18 protein-coding genes are annotated in these 20688 nt (G+C 62.8%); 11 read left to right on the top strand and 7 right to left on the bottom strand.

Features of this window, described 5'->3' with window-relative positions; all coding sequences use genetic code 11:
- The first annotated feature begins 171 nt into the window (after positions 1-171).
- From FHS31_RS14735 to FHS31_RS14705, 7 genes are all read left to right on the top strand, one after another.
- Positions 172-876, top strand: coding sequence for a VirB8 family type IV secretion system protein (locus tag FHS31_RS14735; protein WP_167074901.1), 705 nt, complete (start codon positions 172-174; stop codon positions 874-876).
- The gene (gene virB9, locus FHS31_RS14730) at positions 873-1724 is read left to right on the top strand and encodes a P-type conjugative transfer protein VirB9 (RefSeq protein WP_167074899.1); all 852 of its coding nucleotides are present in this window, start codon (positions 873-875) and stop codon (positions 1722-1724) included. Before FHS31_RS14735 ends, virB9 begins: the two co-directional genes overlap by 4 nt.
- Positions 1724-2962: a type IV secretion system protein VirB10 gene (gene virB10, locus FHS31_RS14725; RefSeq protein ID WP_167074897.1), complete on the top strand. Its 1239-nt coding sequence runs from the start codon at positions 1724-1726 to the stop codon at positions 2960-2962. Before virB9 ends, virB10 begins: the two co-directional genes overlap by 1 nt.
- A 1-nt stretch (position 2963) precedes the next feature.
- A complete protein-coding gene (virB11, locus tag FHS31_RS14720; RefSeq protein WP_167074895.1) occupies positions 2964-3971 on the top strand; it encodes a P-type DNA transfer ATPase VirB11 in 1008 nt (335 codons plus the stop codon).
- The gene (locus FHS31_RS14715; RefSeq protein ID WP_243843487.1) at positions 3937-5853 is read left to right on the top strand and encodes a type IV secretory system conjugative DNA transfer family protein; all 1917 of its coding nucleotides are present in this window, start codon (positions 3937-3939) and stop codon (positions 5851-5853) included. Before virB11 ends, FHS31_RS14715 begins: the two co-directional genes overlap by 35 nt.
- 2 nt (positions 5854-5855) lie before the next feature.
- Positions 5856-8021, top strand: a complete 2166-nt coding sequence (locus FHS31_RS14710; protein ID WP_167074893.1) for a DUF5710 domain-containing protein — start codon at positions 5856-5858, stop codon at positions 8019-8021.
- Between the two features lie 131 nt (positions 8022-8152).
- On the top strand, positions 8153-8737 hold the full coding sequence (locus FHS31_RS14705; RefSeq protein WP_167074890.1) for an NAD(P)H-dependent oxidoreductase: 585 nt from the start codon (positions 8153-8155) through the stop codon (positions 8735-8737).
- A gap of 48 nt (positions 8738-8785) precedes the next feature.
- Here FHS31_RS14705 and FHS31_RS14700 read toward each other — a convergent pair whose 3' ends face one another.
- Both FHS31_RS14700 and FHS31_RS16765 read right to left on the bottom strand, forming a co-directional pair.
- Entirely contained in the window at positions 8786-9580 is a 795-nt protein-coding gene (locus FHS31_RS14700; protein WP_167074888.1) for a universal stress protein, read from the bottom strand.
- 119 nt (positions 9581-9699) lie between these two features.
- Positions 9700-10356 (bottom strand): BON domain-containing protein, encoded by a 657-nt coding sequence (locus FHS31_RS16765; RefSeq protein ID WP_341786374.1) that lies wholly within the window; start codon positions 10354-10356, stop codon positions 9700-9702.
- A gap of 131 nt (positions 10357-10487) precedes the next feature.
- Here FHS31_RS16765 and FHS31_RS14690 point away from each other — a divergent pair, with 131 nt between their 5' ends.
- Positions 10488-10775 (top strand): hypothetical protein, encoded by a 288-nt coding sequence (locus FHS31_RS14690; protein ID WP_167074886.1) that lies wholly within the window; start codon positions 10488-10490, stop codon positions 10773-10775.
- Between the two features lie 81 nt (positions 10776-10856).
- Here FHS31_RS14690 and FHS31_RS14685 read toward each other — a convergent pair whose 3' ends face one another.
- Positions 10857-11759 carry a hypothetical protein gene (locus FHS31_RS14685; protein WP_167074884.1) on the bottom strand — a complete coding sequence of 301 codons (903 nt, stop codon included), beginning with the start codon at positions 11757-11759 and terminating at the stop codon, positions 10857-10859.
- A gap of 344 nt (positions 11760-12103) precedes the next feature.
- Between FHS31_RS14685 and FHS31_RS14680 the strand changes: the two genes are divergently transcribed.
- Positions 12104-12295, top strand: coding sequence for a hypothetical protein (locus FHS31_RS14680; RefSeq protein WP_167074882.1), 192 nt, complete (start codon positions 12104-12106; stop codon positions 12293-12295).
- 68 nt (positions 12296-12363) lie between these two features.
- Positions 12364-13533, top strand: a complete 1170-nt coding sequence (locus FHS31_RS14675; protein WP_208408751.1) for a tyrosine-type recombinase/integrase — start codon at positions 12364-12366, stop codon at positions 13531-13533.
- A 146-nt stretch (positions 13534-13679) separates the two neighbouring features.
- Here FHS31_RS14675 and FHS31_RS14670 read toward each other — a convergent pair whose 3' ends face one another.
- Together FHS31_RS14670 and FHS31_RS14665 are read right to left on the bottom strand one after the other, a co-directional pair.
- Positions 13680-14600, bottom strand: coding sequence for a hypothetical protein (locus FHS31_RS14670; RefSeq protein ID WP_167074878.1), 921 nt, complete (start codon positions 14598-14600; stop codon positions 13680-13682).
- Positions 14600-17593 (bottom strand): TrlF family AAA-like ATPase, encoded by a 2994-nt coding sequence (locus FHS31_RS14665; protein ID WP_208408750.1) that lies wholly within the window; start codon positions 17591-17593, stop codon positions 14600-14602. The genes FHS31_RS14670 and FHS31_RS14665 overlap by 1 nt, the downstream gene beginning before the upstream one ends.
- A 285-nt stretch (positions 17594-17878) precedes the next feature.
- Here FHS31_RS14665 and FHS31_RS14660 point away from each other — a divergent pair, with 285 nt between their 5' ends.
- Positions 17879-18748, top strand: coding sequence for a hypothetical protein (locus tag FHS31_RS14660; RefSeq protein ID WP_167074876.1), 870 nt, complete (start codon positions 17879-17881; stop codon positions 18746-18748).
- A gap of 277 nt (positions 18749-19025) precedes the next feature.
- On the opposite strand, the gene FHS31_RS14655 is transcribed toward FHS31_RS14660, so the two are convergent.
- Positions 19026-20060, bottom strand: coding sequence for a relaxase/mobilization nuclease domain-containing protein (locus FHS31_RS14655; protein WP_341786373.1), 1035 nt, complete (start codon positions 20058-20060; stop codon positions 19026-19028).
- Positions 20057-20587: a plasmid mobilization protein gene (locus FHS31_RS14650; RefSeq protein WP_167074874.1), complete on the bottom strand. Its 531-nt coding sequence runs from the start codon at positions 20585-20587 to the stop codon at positions 20057-20059. The genes FHS31_RS14655 and FHS31_RS14650 overlap by 4 nt, the downstream gene beginning before the upstream one ends.
- Between the last annotated feature and the right edge of the window lie 101 nt (positions 20588-20688).

Below are 20688 nucleotides of genomic sequence, written 5' to 3'. Positions count from 1 at the left end.
GCGACGGCAAGCATCGGCGAGACGCCAATCCTTACGGTACGGTGTTGCCAGGCGCGCCGCCGAAAGCGCCCGCTGATATGTCGGCTCCACCGAGTGAGCCTCTCAAGGGTGACGCCACACCGCCCATGCCGCCGCCTGCGAAAACCTCCGCGGCAGCCGCGCCCTCGAATTATGCAAGCTGCTGAGCGTACGATGGCCGAGGGCGTCCTCCCCACCGAACTCCAGCGCTATTTTGCCGACGCCCGCAGTTGGGATCAGGAGCGGCTGCGCGCCGCGAAACGATCGCAGCGGCTGGCCTGGATCCTCGCCGTGATCGGCGTCCTGGTCGGCTTGGCAGGACTCGCGGCCGTCGTCGCGCTCACGCCGCTCAAGCGGATCGAGCTGGTGACCGTGCGGGTCAACCAGACGACCGGGGCAGTCGACGTCCAGACCCAGCTCACCGGCAAGGCACCGATCCGATATGACGAGGCGGTCACGAAATTCTTCCTCGCGCAATATGTGCGAAACAGAGAGAGCTGGAACCCCGCCTCGGCGCAGGAGAGCTACGACACCGTCGCAATCCTCTCCCAGCCCTCCGAGCAGCAACGCTGGGCGAGCTTCATCAGTCCGCGCAATCCGCAGAGTCCGCGAACCCTCTGGGGCGACCGTGTCTTCGCGACCGCGCGGATCACCAACATCAGTTTCATCAACAATCGGGTGGCAAATGTGCGCTTCACGCGAACCGTTCAAACCGACACCGCTGCGCAATCGACCGATTGGATCGCGACGGTGACGTTCGGCTACACCAACGCGCCGATGGCCGAGGGCGATCGGTACAGGAATCCGCTCGGATTTCAGGTCGAGACCTATCGTGCCGACCCGGTGGTGACGCCATGATGCGCCGATCGATCGCCATGCTGTTGGCGCTGGCCGCCACGCCGGCGATGGCTGCGGAAACGCCAAAGGCCGGCTATGCCGATCCGCGCGTTCGCACCGTCGATTACAATCCCAACCAGGTCTACCGGATCGTCGGCGTGTTTCGGACGGCGACCCAGGTGGTGTTCGGCAGCGACGAAAATATCGTCAACGTGGCGGTTGGCGACAGCGTCTCCTGGGAGGTCGCACCGAGGGGGTATCTGCTCTTCATCAAGCCACGCGAACATGCCGGGCCGACCAATCTCATCGTCACGACCGAACGGGCAGGCGAACTGCGGAATTACACGTTCGAGCTGACCTCGCGCGCCGGCTGGATCAGCGCCTCGGCGCCCAACACGTTCTTCCAGGTGCGCTTTCGTTATCCTGAAGATGAGAGGCTGAAGGCTGCCCGCGCCCAGGCGCTCGCCGCCGCGCTCAAACTTGCCCAGCTGCAACAGGCAGCGATTACCGCTGCCCTCGATCATGGCGTGATCGAGGGCACGCGCAACATCCGCTATACGGTGCAGGGCGCATCGGACCTGCAGCCGTCGGAGGTGTCCGACAATGGTCAGTTCACCGTGCTGCGCTTCCCGGCCAATCACGAGATTCCCTCGCTCTACTTGGTCCGCGACGACGGCAGCGAAACGCTCGTGCCCTTTGACGTCCGCGATGATTTCGTCGTCGTCCATCTCGTCGCCCGCCAGCTCCGGCTTCGGCGCAACGGTGAGGTGCTGTGCATCTACAACGAGGCGCCGACCGCTTACGGCAAGGATTATGGGACCGACACGGCGTCGCCCCTGATCGAACGCACCACGAAGGAGAAACCGTGATGAGCTCGATCCCGCCGATCGGCGATGGGCCTCAGCCCGAGGGCAGCTACCGCGAGACGATCATTCGCGACCACACGCCAGAGCGTGACGAGATCCAGCGCACGATCACACCAGTCGGCCGTGCCCGCTTCGGAGGCACCAGCCTTGGCGCCGGAGCGGCGGTCGCTGCCGTGGTCGCGGCGCTGGTGTTCATCAACGTCGGTCATCATCGCGACGACGGCATCACCAATACGATGGCGATGAGTCCGGACGCCGCAAAGCATCCGGACGATCGCGCGCGCCAGACCGTGCAGATGGCGAACCCGACGCTCGCAGCACCGCCCCCCGGGGCGCCAAGCCTGACCGGCACGACGACGCCGGCGACCCATATGGTCACAAATCCCGATGGGACGGTCGTGCCGGCTATCGACGCCACCGGCCAGCCCGCGACGAGCGGACCGGCTGCGGGCCAGACCACGCCCGCCGAGACCTTGGCCGCCCAGGCCCGCCACGCCCCTTTACTCGTCTCGGTCGGCGGCCGGAGCGGGAGCAGCGAGGCCGCGGGTTCGGCCAGTACGCCCGGCAGCGGCGCTGCTTCGGGCACGGGCGACGGACCGGCGACGCCAGCCGCGCCGGGCGAGCTCGATCGCCTGCGGCAGGTATCGGCCATCGAGCAGTCGCACGCCACGGTTCTGCCGAACCGCAACTATCTCATCACGGCTGGGACACTCATTCCCTGCATCCTCCAGACCGCCATGAACTCGACCCAGCCGGGCTATACGTCGTGCATCGTCCCGCGAGACGTCTTCTCGGACAACGGCCGCGTGGTGCTTATGGAGAAGGGCACCAAGGTACTGGGCCAATATCAGGGCGGGATGAGCCAGGGTCAGAACCGTATCTTCGTGGTCTGGACCCGCGCGGTGACGCCGCGCGGCATCGCGGTCGAACTCGCATCGCCCGCGTCCGACGCGCTCGGCCGTGCCGGGATGGCCGGCGCGGTCGACACCTTCTTCTGGGCGCGCTTTGGCGCAGCGCTGATGCTCAGCCTGATCGACGATGCGTCATCGATCGCAGCCGCGCATCTCGCCAATCAGGGCAGCTATACGACACAGGTGCCCTCCAACAGCGCCGGCATCGCGCTGCAGAACACGATCAATATCAAGCCGGTGCTCAAGAAGAACCAGGGTGAGGAAGTCGGGATCTTCGTCGCGAAGGATTTCAATTTCGCCGACGTCTACGGTCTGGAAGTGAAGCGGTAAGATGGCCGAAGGCCGCCGCGTCCTCGAGCATCATCTGGCGCCTCTGCGGAGCCTGATGGAGCCGGCCGACGTGACCGAGCTGGTCATCAACCGGCCCGGCGAAGCGGCGGTAGAGCGCGGCGGACAGTGGATCTGGCACGAAGTCGCCGAACTCACGTTCGATTGGCTGATGACGCTCGCCCGCGCGGCGGCGGCCGCCACGAAGCAGGATATCCGGGCCGACACGCCGATCATATCGACGGTGCTTCCAAGCGGAGAGCGCTGTCAGTTTCTGATCCCGCCGGCTACGATGGACGGGATCGTCTCTGTCACGATCCGCAAGCCCTCCTCGGTGTCGCTCAGCATCGACGACATGATCGCCGACGGCGTATTCAAGGACACCAGGATCGCGACCGACGCGGTGGCGGAAGTCGATCAACGTCTGCTGGCGTTGCTTCAAGCGCAGGATTGGCGCGGCTTCCTCGAGCTCGCCGTCACGTCGCGCAAGAACATCCTGATCAGCGGGGCCACCGGCTCGGGTAAGACCACGATCTCAAAGGCCCTGATCCAGCTGATCCCGGCCAGCGAGCGCCTGTTGACAATCGAGGATGCGCGCGAACTGACCGTTCCCCACCGGAATGTCGTCAACATGCTCTACGCCAAGGACGGCACCGGGCTTGCCCAGATCGGCGCCAAGCAACTGCTCGAAAGCGCATTGCGTATGCGTCCCGACCGCATCCTACTGCAGGAGCTGCGCGACGGAACGGCCTTCTTTTACCTGCGCAACGTCAATTCGGGGCATCCGGGGTCGATCACGACCGTCCACGCCAATTCCGCGGCGGGTGCCTTCGAGCAGCTGACGCTCCTCGTGAAGGAGTCGGAGGCCGGCCGCGATCTCGTTCGCGAGGATATTCGCGGGCTGCTGCACAGTCTCGTCGACGTCGTCATCCAGGCCGAAAAGGTAGGCGGCCGCTGGAAGGTCAGGGAGATCTACTTTGATCCGGATCCCGGGAAACCATCCGCCGACTAAGGCACTGGCGGTGGCTGCGATCCTGACGGTCGCCGTCGCCGCATGGATCGTGCTGACGGTCGCCATCGCGCTGGTCGATCTCAACCAGCTTTCGGCCCACTTCCAGGTTCGCGCCGTACCGTCGTGGCTCTGGTATTACCGGCACGATCCGCACCTTCAGGCCTCGCTCGGCCGTGGCGCCCTCTGGGGTGGGCTGGGGGTGCTGTTCGGCGCGCTGCTGCTGATCTGGGACAGAGGACGCAAGCCACTGCACGGCGCCGCGCGCTTCGCCAATGAGCGCGAGATCGAGGGCGCCGGTCTTCGAGGTACGACCGGCATCCTGCTCGGTCGACTGCGCGGGCGCTTCGTGGTTGCGGGTCAGGAAGCGCATGTCCTGCTGGAGGCACCAACGGGTTCGGGCAAGGGCGTTGGCATCGTCATTCCCAACCTGCTCAATTGGTCCGGCTCGGTCGTCACCCTCGATATCAAGCAGGAAAATTATCAGAAGACTGCCGGGTTTCGCGCGGAACACGGCCAGCACGTCTTCCTGTTCGACCCCCTCGATCCCGACCAGCTGTCGGCGCGCTACAATCCACTGGGTTATATCGATCGACGCGACCCCGTGCATGTCGTCGACGAGTTGCAGAAGATCGCCGGCATGCTGTTTCCTTTGCCAGAACGCGGCGAAGCATTCTGGGCCGAGGCTGCGCGAACCGCCTTCATCGGTGTCGGCGCCTATGTCGCGGCAACCGCGGAGCTGCCCTTCACCATCGGTCAGATTTACCGCGACCTGACGACGGGCGACCCAAAGGCGCGCTTGCCTGCGTTGATCGATCAGCGGGCGCAGGCTGGCCGTCCCCTTTCCACCCCATGCGTCGCCGCGCTCATGGATTTCACGTCAGCGTCCGACAACACCTTCTCCGGCATCAAGCAGACCGTCACGACCAAGCTGGGGCTGTGGCTCAACCCTCACGTCGATGCCGCCACCGCCGCGAGCGACTTCGATCTGCGTCGCCTGCGAACCGAGCGGATGTCGATCTATCTTGGCGCCTCGCCGAACAATATCGAGCGGGTCGCGCCGCTCTACAATCTCATCTTCCAACAGCTGGTCGACCTCAATTCCGACCCGTCGATCGGCGATTTCGATCCCGCCAGTCAGGAGCGCGTCCTCGTCCTGCTCGACGAGTTTGCGCGCCTCGGAAAAGCCCCCATGATCGTCGCGGCGATCGCCTATATCCGCAGTTTCGGCCTGAATTTCCTCATCGTCGTCCAAACGCGCGCGCAGCTGCGGCGATTGAACGGCGACGACGGTGCCGAAGAGATCGTCGCCAATTGCGATGCGCAGGTCGTCTACACCCCTGGCACGCTGCGCGATGCCAAGGAGATTTCCGAGCGGCTCGGCACGCACGGACAGGCGGCGCGCTCGAAGAACCGCGCCCTCGGCATGTTCGCAAAGGGCGGCAACAGCGTTTCGGAATCGGAGCAGTCACGCGCACTCATGCTGCCCCAGGAGGTCGAGGCAATGCCGCTCAGCGACGTCCTCATCTTCAAGCGCGGCATCCCAGCGATCAAGGTGACCAAGATCATCTACTACAAGATGAAAGAGTTCACCGACCGTTTGCAGCCACCGCCGCGCACCATCGCGCCCGCGCTCAACACGCCACAGGCGATTGGCTGGGTCGATCGTATTCCGATCGAGGAGGGTGCCCGCCCGATGGGAACGTGCCGACTGACTGAGGATCAGGCCGATGGTCTCGAGGCCATTCCGGTCGATGCACTGGTCATCGACAGCGACATAGACCCGTTTGCGGCGATCGATCGCGGCGAGGATCCCGAGGAGGCAACGCGACGCTGGATGATGGCGGCGATCAACGCTTCCGCTGACGAGCCCGAGAGGGTGTGACGATGGACGACAAACGCATTTTTCTGGCCGTGCCTTACGAGCAGCGTGCCGCTGCCCGGGCAGCGGGCGCACGGTGGGATGCGACCCTGAAGGTCTGGTATGTTTCCGACGGCCAGCAGAGCAAGGTTTCACGCTGGATGCCGCAAGCGAGCGAGCCTGAAATCGCCCCGCGCGAGGAATTCATCGCAACGATGACCGCGCACGGGCTGCTTGCGATCGATCGGCATCCGATCGCCGATGGTCGCAATCACCGCGTCCCCGTGGAGGGCGACAAGGTCAGTCCGCAAGGGCGCTATGCGCGGCCGTCGGGACGGTATGCGCTGCATCTCGACGGACATCCGGCAGGCTATGTCCGCAACTTCCGGACAGGCGTCTATGCGAGCTGGAAAAGTACCGGCTTCAAGCTGCCTCCCCACGAGCTGGCCGCGCTGCGTGCCGATATCGTCGAGCGCGAGAAGGTCCATGCCGCCGAACAGTCCGCTGCTATCGAGGCGGCAGCGCGCCGCGCGCAGCAGCGCACAGCCCGTCTTGTCCCCGCACGAGAGCCTACCGGCTATATGCTCGCCAAGGGCATCCGGCCGACCCTGGGTGCGCTGACGGATTCGATTGGCGAGACTACCTTCCTCCCGGCAATCGATATCGATGGGAAGCAATGGACCCTGCAGACGATCAAGAGCGATGGGCTCAAGCTCTTCCAGAAGGGAAGCCGTAAGGAGGGGACGTTCCATATCGTCGACGGCGACCTACCGGCCCTCGATCGGCTTGCCGCGCTGGTGATGGCAGAAGGCTATGCAACCGCGGTCATCATAACCGACGCGATCGGCCAGCCGACGATCGCAGCCTTCGACGCAGGAAATCTGCTCCCCGTTGCGACCGCGCTGCGCGAGCGTTTCCCAGGTCGGCCGATCTTGATCGCCGGCGACGACGATGTCGGCGTTCAACTGAGCGAGGGCCATAATCCAGGGCGTGAGAAAGCGACCGCTGCTGCAGAAGCCGTCGATGGTCTGGCGGTCTTTCCCGTTTTCGCCCGGGGGGAGCAGGAAGCGAGCCCGCGCGATTTTACCGACTTCCACGATCTCGCCGTGCGCAGCCGCATCGGGCGCCAGGGAGCCCAAGCCCAGATCCAAGCCGCCATGGCCGGTATTCTCGCCGGTCCCGGCGGCGCATCCGTGGAGGCACATATGCCCGAAGAGCCCCGTCCCAGCGAGAAGGAACGGCGGCGCGAACCGCCGGCCGAAATCCCTATAGCCCCGGTCGAGCCAGCAGCCGAAGCGCGCGACGCTAGGTCGGAAAATCCGAATAGTATCGCGCCGGAGCGCGGTCACGACGATGACGATCGCAGGGTCGAGCGCGGCGAGCCTTCACACGAGGTAGGCGATGTCCCGGGAGACATCAGCGCACGCTACCGCATCGAGACCGGCTCGCGTCGTCATCATGATTTTTACGAGAGCCACACCGCCGAGCAGCCGGCTTTTCGCGATCGTGGCAATCGGCTCGTGTCCGAAATCGAGAGCGCCGCTGTCATCGCGGACATGATCGTCATCGCGGAGCATCGTGGTTGGCAGTCGATCACGGTCGAAGGCACCAATGAATTCCGCCGAGAAGCATGGGTGCGCGCCCACAGAGCAGGCCTTGAAGTTGCCGGCTACACGCCCACGGAGCGCGATCGGCAGGAGGCCACGGCGCGGAGCCCTTCGCCGAGATCCGGCCCGGTCCACGCCCGCGCCGACGATCACGCGCGAGAGCAAGACAAGCCTCGCATCTTGTTGTCGGTGCCTTTTGCCGAGAAGGAGAATGCGAAGGCGGCTGGCGCACGTTGGGATCGGGATGCGCGATCCTGGTATGTTGAGGATGGCCAGCAGGCCGCGGTCGCGCGTTGGATACCCGACGCTGAGCAGGCGCGGGCGGAAAATGTCATTGGCCGGGATCGCGCCGCCGTCGAGCAGCTTCGCACCATAGAGGCGGTCGTGAGCTCAACTCTTTCGGATGATCCAAGCAAAGCCAAGCGCGTGCTTGAGGCCGGTCGAGACGCATTGGCGGCGAAGGTCGAACGCGGCGAGGCAGTTCAGGCCCCTGTTCTCCAGGACCGCAATCGGGACGCCGAACCGAGCGCCGAGATCGGACCACCCAAGGTGGTCGCGCGCAAGCCCCGAGAGCGGCTGCGCTGATCTGTCGGTCCACCATCACTAAGAGTTTGTTCAAACAAACTTTGAGGTCGGGAAACTACGAATAGTCCGCCGTTCGCGACGTCGAGCACAGTCACCAACATGGATCTTATCGGCCATGGCGGAGGCGGCACGTGACACTCAGGCGCATTGCGATCATCGACGGGCATCCCGATCCAGACCCAGCGCGGTTCGTTCACGCCCTCGCCGACCGCTATGCCGAAGGTGCGACGAAAGCCAGTCACGAGGTTCGCCGCATCATGGTTTCAGCGCTTGAATTTTCCCTGCTGGGCTCGCGCCACGATTGGGAAGGCGAATATATCGATTTCGATATCAAGCGCTCGCAAGTGTCGATCCGCTGGGCCGACCATCTCGTATTTCTCTATCCGCTCTGGCTCGGTGATATGCCCGCATTGCTCAAGGGATTCCTCGAGCAAGTGATGCGGCCCGGCTTCGCGTTCGAACCGCAAACGGGAAAAGGTCCGCAGAAGGCGCTCAAGGGCCGATCGGCGCTCGTGGTCGTGACGATGGGCATGCCCGCACTCGTCTATCGCGCTTACTACGGCGCCCACAGCGTGAAGAGCCTAGAGCGCAATATCCTCAAATTCTCCGGGATCAGCCCCGTCCAGCACATGATCATCGGTGACGTCGAGGCACGCCCCGGCATGAGAGATGAATGGCTCAGTCGCCTGTCCTTCTTGGGAGAAACCGGGCAATAAATCATCGTCAGGGAGCGCCGGCATCCGACGCAGCCCCCCGATCTCCTATCAATGTCCGAGCACCAGGGGCCGCTTGCTATGCGCGAGCATGCGCTTGGTATTGCCACCGAACAGCTCGGCCAGGCGGCCATGACTATAGGCGCCCATCATGATGTAATCTGGCCGGAAGAGCTGGGCGTGTTCCTCGATGAGCGTGTCGATCGTGCGAATGCCGTCGTCCAGGCCGTAATGAACCGTCGCCTGTATGCCGTGCCGCGACAGATATTCTGCCGCGTCGTCCGCGCTCGCCGCGATATTGCGCCGATGGGCCATGAAAAGCCGCACCTCGGCGGCGAGCTTCAGCAGGGGAACACAGGCGCGCATGGTCGACGCAACGGACCCTTGACCATCCCAGGCGATCAAAACGCGTCCGATCTCGAAGCGGTCAAGCGTTGGCGGCACCGCGACAATGGGCTTGCGCGCGTGCATCACGGTCCGGCTAGCGACGTCGCGCATTTCGGCCTCAGGCGCGTCGTCCATTCTGAGATTGAGTACGATCAGGTCGGCGAGATTGGCGGCGCCGAGGACGCATTCACTGGGGTTGCCGAGTGCGTCGATCCAGTCCCAGGGGACGTCCTCGCTAGCGAGCCGCGCCTCGATCGCGGCCTTATTCCTCGATTCCTGCTGGCGCTCGGCGGCGAGCACCATCGCCTCGCCGGCGCCATAATCACCCATGAAAATCGGCATCACCGAGACATCGACGCAGGTGAGATGCCCATCCATCGCCCGCGTCAGATCGAGCGCCGCCTGCAATCGCGCCTCTTGGCCGATGTCGTCATGCACCAGCAGGAAGATGTTCTTCATGATCGCCTCCATCCATTGCCAGGCGAGGCTATGGCTGAGCCGGTCGCATCGATATGCGTGATGCTACGGATAAGAAAACGGCCGCCCGATCGGGCGGCCGCCATCTCGCCGATGTATGGTCAGTAGGCGATGACGATGTTGTCGACGACCTTGGTGACGCCGGGCGCCGCCCACGCGGCGCGCTCGGCGATCCCGCGCTCGTGCCAGGCCTTCACACGGCCGCCGAGCCGAACCGTGCTCCCGTCGGTCACCACGGTTACGCTTCCGGAATCGAGATCGGCCTGCCGCTTGAACGCCGCCATGATCCGATCCTTGACGTCGCGACTTGTCGGCAACTTGCGGACCTCGAGCAAATTGCTGACGCCGACCACGCCGCTGACCTTGCCGGCGACCTTGCGAGCCTCATTGCTCTGGTAGAACCAGTCGACCGTGCCGCTGAGCGTGACCCAGCCATGCTCGACTTTGACCTCGATGCAGTCGTCCGGGATCGAGACGTTCCAGGCGAACATGTCGAGGATGCGCTTGGCGATCTCGTGGTCGGCCGTTTTGGGATCGGATGCGAAGCGGACCTTGATCTCTTCGGCGATCGCCTGAACGCCGGCAACGCGCCGCGCCGCGCGTTCGGCCGCCATTTTCTCGGGATAGGCTTTCACATAGCCCGAAAGCGTGACGACACCGTCGTTGACAGCGATGCCGATGTCGGCGTGATCGACACTCGGCTCCCACTCGAGCTCGGCCATCACGTCATGCTGCACTTGTGCGTCGGTTTTCTTCACGAGACATCTCCTTCCTCATGAGCCGCGCGGCTGAGCCGCGCAGTGCGGCCGTCAGGCTCACGGAGCCAGACCGCGAAACTGGACGTCGCGGGTTTCGCCCGCAGATGTCCGCCTCGTTTGATCAGCCTGAGATGGGTGAAGCGGAATTCGTAGATTCCCGGACCGCCCCTTCCGCTGGTGTTGAGGACCCACTTACGTACCTCTCCCAATGGATCGGACGCCAGGCCCTTCGTAGCGCAAAGTTTCTGAAAGGAACGGCTGATGCCTATTCAAATTTCGTCGGAAGAGAATGTCTTGGAGGCACTTTGGTGCGCCGCGTTCGCCTGTTGGATGGCTCCGGCGACCGCGGCGGCGGCCTGGATGGTCGCAGCGATGAATATCTCACCGGCGACGTCGGATACGAAGCCCCATCCGAGTGAACGAATTGAATTACCACGTGCCCTGCGGGGCGACGGCGAGCGCTGCCTCTTCGCCTAGCGGCAGATACGCTCGTCTTTCACCTAGTGGTCGGCCTGGTTTCTGTTGGTCCGCGCGAGGAGCCGATCAAGCTCAGCCAGACTTGCATCGACCTCGGCGGTCGCCTGACTCAATCCCTCGGGAAGAGGTTGCGGCGCCTGCAGCGATCGAGGCTGCTTCCGCTTCCAGTCTATTCGTCCATTTCGACCAAGCTCCACGAGACCGGCTTCTGCGAGGACGCGCGCTTGAATGTCCGCGCCGGCACGCGATAGTCCAAGCGCGCCCGCAAGTTGGGAGCGAGTGATCGACTTTACCGCTGCCACCAGCTTCCAGGCTTCAAAGGCGCTGGCATTTCGGGAAAGATGGCCGAGCATTTCCCGCCCCCGGGTGAGATCCACGGAAGTTTGTTCAAACAAACTTTCTGCCGAATTCATCGCAGACGCCGCCTGCCCGATCAGTTCATCGCAGAGCTCTTCGTTCTCGAGATCTGGGCGAAACGCGGTCCGTCCGACAAGGCCTGGCGCGGGAAGCGCGGCATGTGGTGATCCTTTCAGCAGCAGAGCGACATTGAGTGCCCAGGCCGCCCCGGGGGCGGCCGGCACATAATGGCTGAACGTGCCTCGCGGCATGGCGTGCCGGACCTCGGAACCCATCGCTTCCGCAAAATCAGGATCAAGACGAAGGCGGTCTACGGTGCGCGCAATCTGGACGAGCGGCAGCGAATGCCCGCCGCAATCGATCAGTGTCTGCGCGATGCGACCAGATGGTCCCTCCGCAAGGGATAAGGCTTCATCTGCGATCTCGATCAGCGCGCTTTGCTCTTCGTTGAAACGACGGCGCGCTTTCGTCGCCTTCACCAACTGGGCGGCGGCGCGCTTCATCGCCGGTTGTCCGCGCTCGGATAACAGGACGAGCAGGGCATCCCGGCGCGCCCCATCGTTCGCCATGAGGATCCCCTCTGACCCAAGCCGATGCTCATGCGCCCGCCCAACGTCGCCACGCCCTGCGTCGCGAACGAGTACGTCCCAAGCGCTTGATATGAGGCCGATCGCCACTGTCTCGCAGACGTCGGCATCGGCGAGGCGCCACGCTGACCGGCACGCCCCCACCGACGCCGCATAGCGGATCAAGGCATCTTTCGCTGCGGCCACGGTGAACCAGTACGCTAGTGATTGGATGATTACTAGGCACTTCTAAGACGCTTTTATACGCACTTTCCATAATTGATCGTTATGGTAAGATTAGAGCCACAGGCTGCCGCTCGTGGCCTCGCCTATGATGAGGGGAAACGATGCGACAGATTGGTGGGGAAAATTCGACGCTTTATTCGCTGACAGCGGCCGAACTTGCGGCCTTTGACGCAGGTGTCGCAGCCGGCCAGCTTCTTCCGCCCGCAAGCGTCCACCCCGAAGGCCCGACGGGGGCGCTCGTGCGGTTTGCGTCGCTCGACGAGGTCGCGCTGGTGAGACTCTACCTTCCGTGACCAGCGGCGGCGAGATCGTCCTCCACCGGATCGACAGCACGGCCCTCCCCCAGCGCCGCCCGCGGGGAATGGCCGAGCCTGTCGACCAGCGGCTGCTGCGAACTATCGCATCCTCGCTTGCGTCGGACTTGCCGCCCGTCAGCCAGCTCGGCGTGGAAACGGCGCTCGAGGCGATGGCCGAGGCCACCAAGGCTGCGATCGCGGCCGACATGGATTGCTTTGGCCGCTGGTGTGCCGAAAACGGATCTGTCGCCCTACCGGCAGGCCCGGAGACGCTCGTCCTCTATCTGCGCTGGTTGGAAGCGGCGGGCCGAAAGCCAGCGACGTTGGCACGTCGCATTGCCAGCATCGCCAGTGCGCACCGCCTGATGGGCATCGGCGAAAAGGAAGGCCTGCCGACGGATCACCCGATGGTCCGAAACGCACTGCGCGCCAATCGCCGGCGTCAAGGCACGGTGCAGCGCCAGGCAGCGCCGCTGCGCTTCGGTGGCGCCCTCGGCGAGCTTCCAGGCTTTACGATTTCGGCACTACTCGACGCCTGCATGAGCGATCCGCAAGGACTGCGCGATGGCGCTATGCTGTCCACCGGCTACGACGCGGGCTTGCGCGTAAGCGAGCTCACGGCAGCCGCCGTCGATCATATCGATCCGCAGGCTGACGGGACCGGCTTGCTCTACATCCCGCGGTCGAAAACCGACCAGGAAGGCCAGGGAAGCTGGGCATGGCTTTCGGCCGAAACGATGCGGCGCGTTCAGGCGTGGCTGCAGTATAGTGGGATCGAGAGCGGCCCCCTGTTTCGTCGGGTTGGAATTGATCGCCGCCGCGCCCGCGACGCCATCCCTCCCCGACCCTATCATCTGATGGCTGGCAATACGCGGCACTGGCGGGAGCGCCTGCGCGGTTCACCTGCTATCGAAGCGCAGGTCACCTATACAATCGGTGAAACGCCACTCACCCGACAAGGCGTGTGTGGCATCTACCGGCGCATAGCGCTTGCTTCGGTCGAGGCAGGGCTTGTCGAATTGCCGACAGGAAAGCTCGACGCGGCAATCGCCGCGCTCTCGACCCACTCACTACGAGTTGGGTTGACGCAGGATCTCTTCGCCGCGGGCGAAGATGGAGCCGGCATCGCGCTCACCTTACGCTGGTCGTCACCTGCGACAGCGCTGAGGTACGGTCGCAAATTGGCGGTGCGAAGCAACTCCGCCTCGCGTGTTCTTAATAATGTGCGGCGATGATTGACGTTAGCGGAGAAGCCTAGCTGAATCGACACAAACGGGAGGCGTGCCTGAGAGGCGGCCTTTCGCAAGGTGTTACTCTCGAGAACTACATTTGCTTCGCCGACGCGGTGCGCCCTATTTCGAGCGTGAGCGCGCCCTGGCACCTAATGTTGCTGCTTCTTCGCGCGCTCTCGATGACGGCGTTCTCTACGGGCGTAGTTGTCCGCAAGACGGGCAAGATCTGCGACGTCGATGCCAGGTTCGCGCCCGATGAGAAATGTGCGAGCGAAATGATCGATGACCCACTGCGACGCCTGGAACCTGTGTTTAACATCGCGTCGAGCTTGCGCGAGCTGCTCGCGTGTCGGCGAAGAAATCCCGCGCCCGCGCAGTACCGCTGTTACCGCCTCTTCCCGTCGCTTTCTTCCCTGTGATCCAATACAATTCACGGCGATATGCCGTGTCAGTGATTCAGCGAAGACCTTTTTGCACAGCATAAGATCGAGGTCCGGCTTGAGAACCCGCTCATAGGCTTGGGTGATGTTCGCACTAGCAAACACCTCCCGATAGAAATCTGCGGTTCGCTCCTCGAGAACCCCGACGCTGATCTCATTTTCAGGGGCGATCACTAGATACCAAGGTGCAGGCTGCGAAAGCCGCAAGTGCGTTGCGTGCCACATGCCAAAACATGCAGCGAAGACGCAGCACAAATTGTTGGCCGTCGCGACGTTTATGATGCGGAGCCGCGCGGTGAGCTCTGCCCAGTCGCAAAACTCATTTGCCGGCTTCAGGAAGATGCCCTCGGCGGCCGACCCGTGGCAATCGAAGTGCAGTATCGGGCGCAGACCCGCCTGGGCGGCAGATGCCACGGCGTCCAGGAGAACGAGCAATTCAGTACGACTGGTGACCACCTTCTCCTCGAAGGCAAAATGGCCGGCGGCTGCCATTGGGATCAGATCTTCGATCATTCGGCGCGATGGATTGAGCTCATCCTCATCGAGCGAACGGATCCAAACCACGCTGTTTATGAGAACCGTGTCCGTCAGGCTGATACCGCTATCCGAGCGCGCCACGATGTCGACCATTAGCGTTCCAATGCAACACGTAGTCGCCGAGCGCGCTGCTTGAACGCATCTTCGCCGCCTTCGAGAATATTGCAGACCTGCCGGCGCATGTCCTCCTGATCAAGACCGCCAGATCGGTATGAAATCGGCGGCAACTGGCCCGGCGTGTGAGCTCCGGCGGTCGCGACGATGATCTGATCGGCGTCGGTGTTAACAACGAGATTGGCATTGTGAGTCACCATGATGATTTGCCGCTTCCTCTTGGCGGCAATGAACAGGTGCACCAGCTCGTCGTAAATCGATTTCGGGTCGAGATTCTCCTCTGGCTGGTCGATAATGAGCGGGCGGTCGTCTGCGTCATCGAGCGCCAAATATAGGAGCAGGAGAACGATGCCGCGCGTACCAGGCGACAGCTTGGTAATGTCGGTCCCTTCGTATTCGATGCCATATTGAAGGGAGATGTGTTCAGTGCTGTAGAGCCACTTCGCGAAGCGGCGCAGCCACGCGCGATAGGCAATCACATCCTCCTTTTTGACGTTGGCGACCTCGACAAGCTCGTCTTGCCATGCATCCGCGAAATGCTGCAGAGCTTGTTCGATTGCCGGCGCATCGCCCGTCTCCCAGGCGCTACGCATGTTGGTAGCCGCCCAGGTCTCGATCTTACCCTTGCCCTTGAAATCCCCGGCTCGGCGAAGGTCGAAAAGCTGTTCACCTTCCGATGCCCAGGCGCCGACATCAGCCTTTCGCGAGGCGGTAAACGACAGCTTTTCCAACGTACCTTTGCCCGCTCGCAGTCGGTCCATCAGCGGCTTATAAAGCTGATTGAGGATGGTCTCTTCTGCGATCACAGATTGGAAGACGCGGATGTAAGCCAACCGCCGGTTCTTATCGTGCTCCTTCGACCGCTCCTTCCAACTTTCCGCTTCTTCAAGCGCGGCCCGTGCAGTTTGAAGTTCGGTATTTTCCGTGGCGATACGCTGGCTCAAACTGACGAGTTTGCGGCGCGCGTCCTCGTCGATGTTGATGAGCGATTGGAGGCGATCGCGTTCTGCCTCTAGATTGGTAAGTGTCTCCTTGTTCGGATCCGCGCCTTCGGGAAGGTAGGACTTGCTCTTGTCGGCAAGCGGTGCGGGCGGACTGCCGCGCCAGTCATCCGCATCTTTTTGTGCCTTGGCTATCTTGGCTTGGAGGGCCGCGTCCACATCGCCAGCGTATCGCTGCAGGAAGTCTTCCCAATCGGCATCTTCAAGACGGGCGGCGGCGTAATTCGCCTTGGTCGCGCGCAGATTTTCGGGCGCGGTGAACGTACGGAAGCCCTCCACCTCATCCTGGAGCCGCAGGAGCGCCTCCTTTTTCGACACAAAGTGATTGATGTTGCGATTGACCTTCTCGATCGCGTTGATGATGTTCGCGAGCGCATTGGCTCGGGTCTCCGTATCCTTGCTGGTGACAAGCTTTTTACGGTCGTCCTCGAAGCCGTTTACCAGCTTCTCCTTCTGCTCAATCTTTCCTTTGAGCGACGCGATCTGGCTCCTCTTTTCGCGCTCAAGCCCGATCGCGTCGGAAAGGTTGATAACGGCGGCTGCGTCACGCTCGCGCGCCGCGCGAAAACGGCTAGCACGCAGCTCGCGCAGTTCGCCAAAGCTCAGGCAACCGTCTGTGTTGGGCTGCGCGTCAAAGATGACCCGCTCGATCTCTTCCATCAGCTCATCGGTCATACCGTCTGCCGCGCAGAGCTTCTCGACGAATTTCTGAGAAAGGTAGCGAGCAGCCGGATAGCGACCGCCAAAGTCGGGATCGTACTCGAAATCGAGCAGCTCGCGATCCACGGCGTCGCCAGAACCCCAAGTCAGTCTGACCTCGGCATCACCAAGCAACGGCTTGGCGCGGTATATGAAAGACGCCTCGGTCAAATGTTCGGCAGCGGCATCACAACCGGCGGCGATCGCGTCGGCGAGGGCGGTCTTCCCAGAACCACGCGCGCCGATGATCGTAACAAGCCCAGGATTGAGATCAATGTTAGGAGTCGTCGCCCAAGGCGCATTCAGCAATTCAATTCGAGTAATAACGCGCGAAGGCGGCGCCTGCATCGGTGGAGTGTTGCCGACGTAGGCCCGCCCCTCCGGGTCGATGACGGCCTGTCGCAATGCGTCGAACGTTGGCTCGCCCTTGATCCAGCATAGCCGATCTTCATCCGGAGCGCCGACTTTATCAATTTCATGCGCGTCGCTGCCATGAATGCACGGCTTGAGGTCGCCGTAACGCTGGCGAACCTGATCGGGGCTCAGGCCCTTCTTGCCCAGCCAGAAATCGCGTTGCGCCGGGCTGCTCGCAAATATGGCATGTGCAAAACGCTCAACCTCCTGACGGATTTTGCCCTCGGCCTCGCCTTGAAGCCCCGACGTCCCGTCAGTCTTGCTGCCAGCCACGCCGATCAGGATGTTCCGATCCTTCGATGCCCAGTGCAGGTCGCGATAGACATCCTGTAGTTGCTGGAAATTGACCTTAAATTGCGTCGCACCCATCGCGATCGCGGCTTTGCCGTCCAGCTTGGCGTCTACCGACTGACCAAGTCGGATCAGGCCATCTTCGGTGCAGTTGTAGAGCGTACCATCTGCGCGAAAGGTCAGCTGGGCCAGAAGATTTCGGGTTTCCTTGAGATGATTGGGATCATCGGGGCAGACAAGTAGGTGCGCGTTGATCCAGCCTCCTTTGGGCAGGCCGAAATCTAACCGCAGCTCTACGTTTGGAAAAACCAGATCGACATTCGAAAGCCGGTTATCATCGGCTTTTGCTTTCATAACCCGCTCGTAGGTGCCCAGCAGGTAATAATCGGTGATCCCGACCGCACGGATGGCCGGCGCCGAAGTCTCGATCTTCTTCAGGTATGCGTCGAAATCGGCATCTTCCCCCCCGAATTGATCGTTCAGTGCGGTGCCAGGGGCGTGGAAATGCGGATCCCAACGTAGCCAGCGCGAGCCGGAGTTTGCGATTGTAGTGCCCCCCGTGTTCAAAGTGTCCTCACTCAATTTCACTTTTGACGCAGTGGATCGTCCTCGGTCGGAGGGCTGTCGGTCAACAGATATTCCTTTCATAACGGCGAAAGCGCTATCGCTTCGCGCTGAGCGTCTTTCGTCGGCCATTGCGGCTTGGCGCCGGGGAGTTTGTTCAAACAAACTTTTGCGGCTCCGTTGGCGGGCGCGCCCTATACGCCACTCAAACCACCCGTGCCGACAAGCTGCGTTTCTCTAACCCTCTGGCATGACCTACTCTTGGCAGACCTGTGATTTAGCCGCGCGATGCAACCCGGCTTCGAAGATAGGGTCATAGTCGAAGCACTCAGCGAGCGTGCTGGTCCACCGTCTGACGTGCTCTGCCTGCCGCTCGTCGCTACCTGGCTGGAGCGGATTTGGCGCCGGTTGGGAGATGTCCTGACGCCGGCTGTTGTCGCCGAGTTCGTGAACGAGCCACCCGAGTATGTCGTCTCGAACGATCTTTCGTGGCTGAATGAGCGGATCTATCGAGCAACCGGACGAACGGTTGAAATCAAAAGCCTGACGGCCGACCGTCTTCGACGCGAATTTCGAGCCCTCCGCGCGGGCCACGCAACACGGACCGACGATGTATCGGGCTTTTACAAAAACGGTCTCCGCATCTTGCGCGCTGACGAGATTGACGCCGTTGCCCGTGAGCTGTTTCTTGGCGGTAGCTTTCCGCTTGCCACAGAAGACTTGTTTGAAAAGGCGATTGCCGACCTGGACGCGCGGTCTCGAATGGGTGGCCGCGAAGGACGTCTCTATTTCTGCGCGAACGAGCGCAGCCTTATCACTCGGATAGGGGGCTCTGGCCACTACCTGATCTACGGTAGCGAGTACCTTTACTGCATCGGCATCCGGGTCATCGGGACTTATGCGACAAAGAGGGCGCTCAAAGCCATCGGAAGGCCGACTATGTTTGTCTGCGACCTACCGCTGAAGATGATGCGAGACGCCACGCTGCTCGAATTCGCGGGCGGGATCCTGGAGTATATGTTCTGCGCGCTCGTAGAGGGGATGGAGGCGCATATGCTCTCGCCAGGTTCCGGTTCGGCGCTCAGCCTCACCTCCGACTTACCGGCGACGAGTATCGTAGGTCACTATCATCCGATCCGAGTGCATGACCCCCTTTAGTGATGAGCCCTTCGGACGGCGCCAAAGTGCGTATTCCGACATCAGCATGGCCGCTCAGGAGTTTGTTTGAACAAACTTTCCGTTTCGCCGAGTAGCGCCTCAAGCTGACAAGCGCGACCATCAGCGCCGGCAGCGCGCAGCTACTCGACGGCCGAGCGCATGAGCGTGACGCCATTTCACGTGGCTTGTAATCCGCTTGCCGAGATCCCGTCATTCCGCAGCCTCTCCCTACACAGCGCGCCACCAATTCTAGCCACGCTCCATCTGTCGACGGAAGCTATGAGCGTTTCCGTTCCTTGGGCTTTCGATCGCGCGACAAGCGTCGTCTTTCCTTCGCAATCTGGATGGCCTCGGCGCGATCGCGCGTTGCCGGGCTCGGCATCTCAGCGACGAACTGGCGCGTCTGCTTGGCCAGCGTCCGCTCCTGAGCATCGCCCATTTCCAAGAGATCGGCGGCGCGCTTGTACGCCGCTCGGATCTTGGCTTGGCGGGCCACGGCCCGGGTTTCCCAGGCCTTGGGCTTCGGCGGGTTTTCGGTCGCGAGCTTCGCCGCATTCCTCGCGGCCGACTGGCGGACCCTGGGCTTGGTGGCGGCTCGCTCGCCGATCTTGCGAACCGCGATCTTGTCATGGCGCTGGACGACGCCCCGCGCACGCCGGGGTGTCGCCTCGGCCGCAATGCCTCGCGCGCGCAGCTCGCGCGCAAAGGTCTCGCGCCACCGTGCGAGATCCTCCTTTCGGGGATTGAACCGCCGTCCCCCCTCCCCGCGCGCCGCAACCGTGACGTGGACATGCGGATGATCGGTATCGGTATGGAGCGCCATCACATACGGGAAGGCTTCGAGTTCGACCCGCGCGAACGCCCGCACCGATTCCCAGACGCGCTCGGCGTCGTGCCCCGGCGGCATCGAGAGAACGAGCGACACCGAGGTCAGCGGCTCCCGCCGTCGGGTCGTGCGATCCTCATGATCGACCCACTCCGCGGCGAGAGCTGCAAGCTCCGCCGACGATGACAGCCGTTCCCCGTCGCCGGTCTCCACCTCGAGCTTTCCGTGACGGGAAACATAGTCGAGGTGCGCTAGCGTATGGGTGCCGCCACGCTGACGGCCGGACACTTTCACCATGACCTCGGGCGCCCGCGCTGTGATGCGCGCCAGTTTCGCCTTGATGCCCCGCGGAACGCCCTTGCCTCTGGTCAGCGCCGCCAGCCCGATCAGCGACGGCAGAGTCTTGGCCGCCTTCTTTGCACGGCCACTGCCGGCGGGCGGGCGCCAGGTTTCGTCGAGAAACTCGATGGCATCCTCGTGGATCACTCAGCGCCTCGCCAATAGCTGAGGTCGCCATCGAGCGCCCGCCCGATCGCCGCCTGCTGCTCGATCACCTCGTCGCGGAATTGCTCGATGCGTGCCGCCTCGCGCGCCAGATCGAGACGGCTGCCCTCCATCACGGCCGAGTTCACCGCGTGGACGGCCTGATTGAGGTTGATGCCGATCCGCTTGATCTGCCGCCAAGCGTCGATGAGCGCGCTTTGCACGTCGCGGGGCGGCGGTCCCGCAGCTCCGAGCCGGGCACGCACCGTAGCTGCGATCCAGTCCGATCGACGCAGCCCTCGCGCACCGGCCTGCGCGTCGATCTGCGCCAGCTCGGCTTCGGTGAAGCGCAGCTCGATCCGCTTCAGCGCGCGCCGGTCGGATGCCGGTGGCACGGCTTCGAAACCGTCCTTGCCGCACGCCCGAAGGATGAGCGCGCGCAACGCCGCCGAGCGCCCGCCCGCCGCCTCGGCCGCCGCGTCGAAGCGGGCGGCGAGGTCGTCGGAGAGGCGGAGCGTGAAAAAGGCCATTGATGGTGTGACACAAAACCCGGCTGGAAGCCTATCCTGCCATCCACCACACCAAATAAGAATCGAAGTTAGGACGAATCTGCCACGGATCTCGTTCTATC

The sequence above is a fragment of the Sphingomonas vulcanisoli genome (genome assembly GCF_011761305.1).
Lineage (GTDB): Bacteria > Pseudomonadota > Alphaproteobacteria > Sphingomonadales > Sphingomonadaceae > Sphingomonas_I > Sphingomonas_I vulcanisoli.
This window is presented reverse-complemented; position numbering and strand designations above follow the sequence as displayed.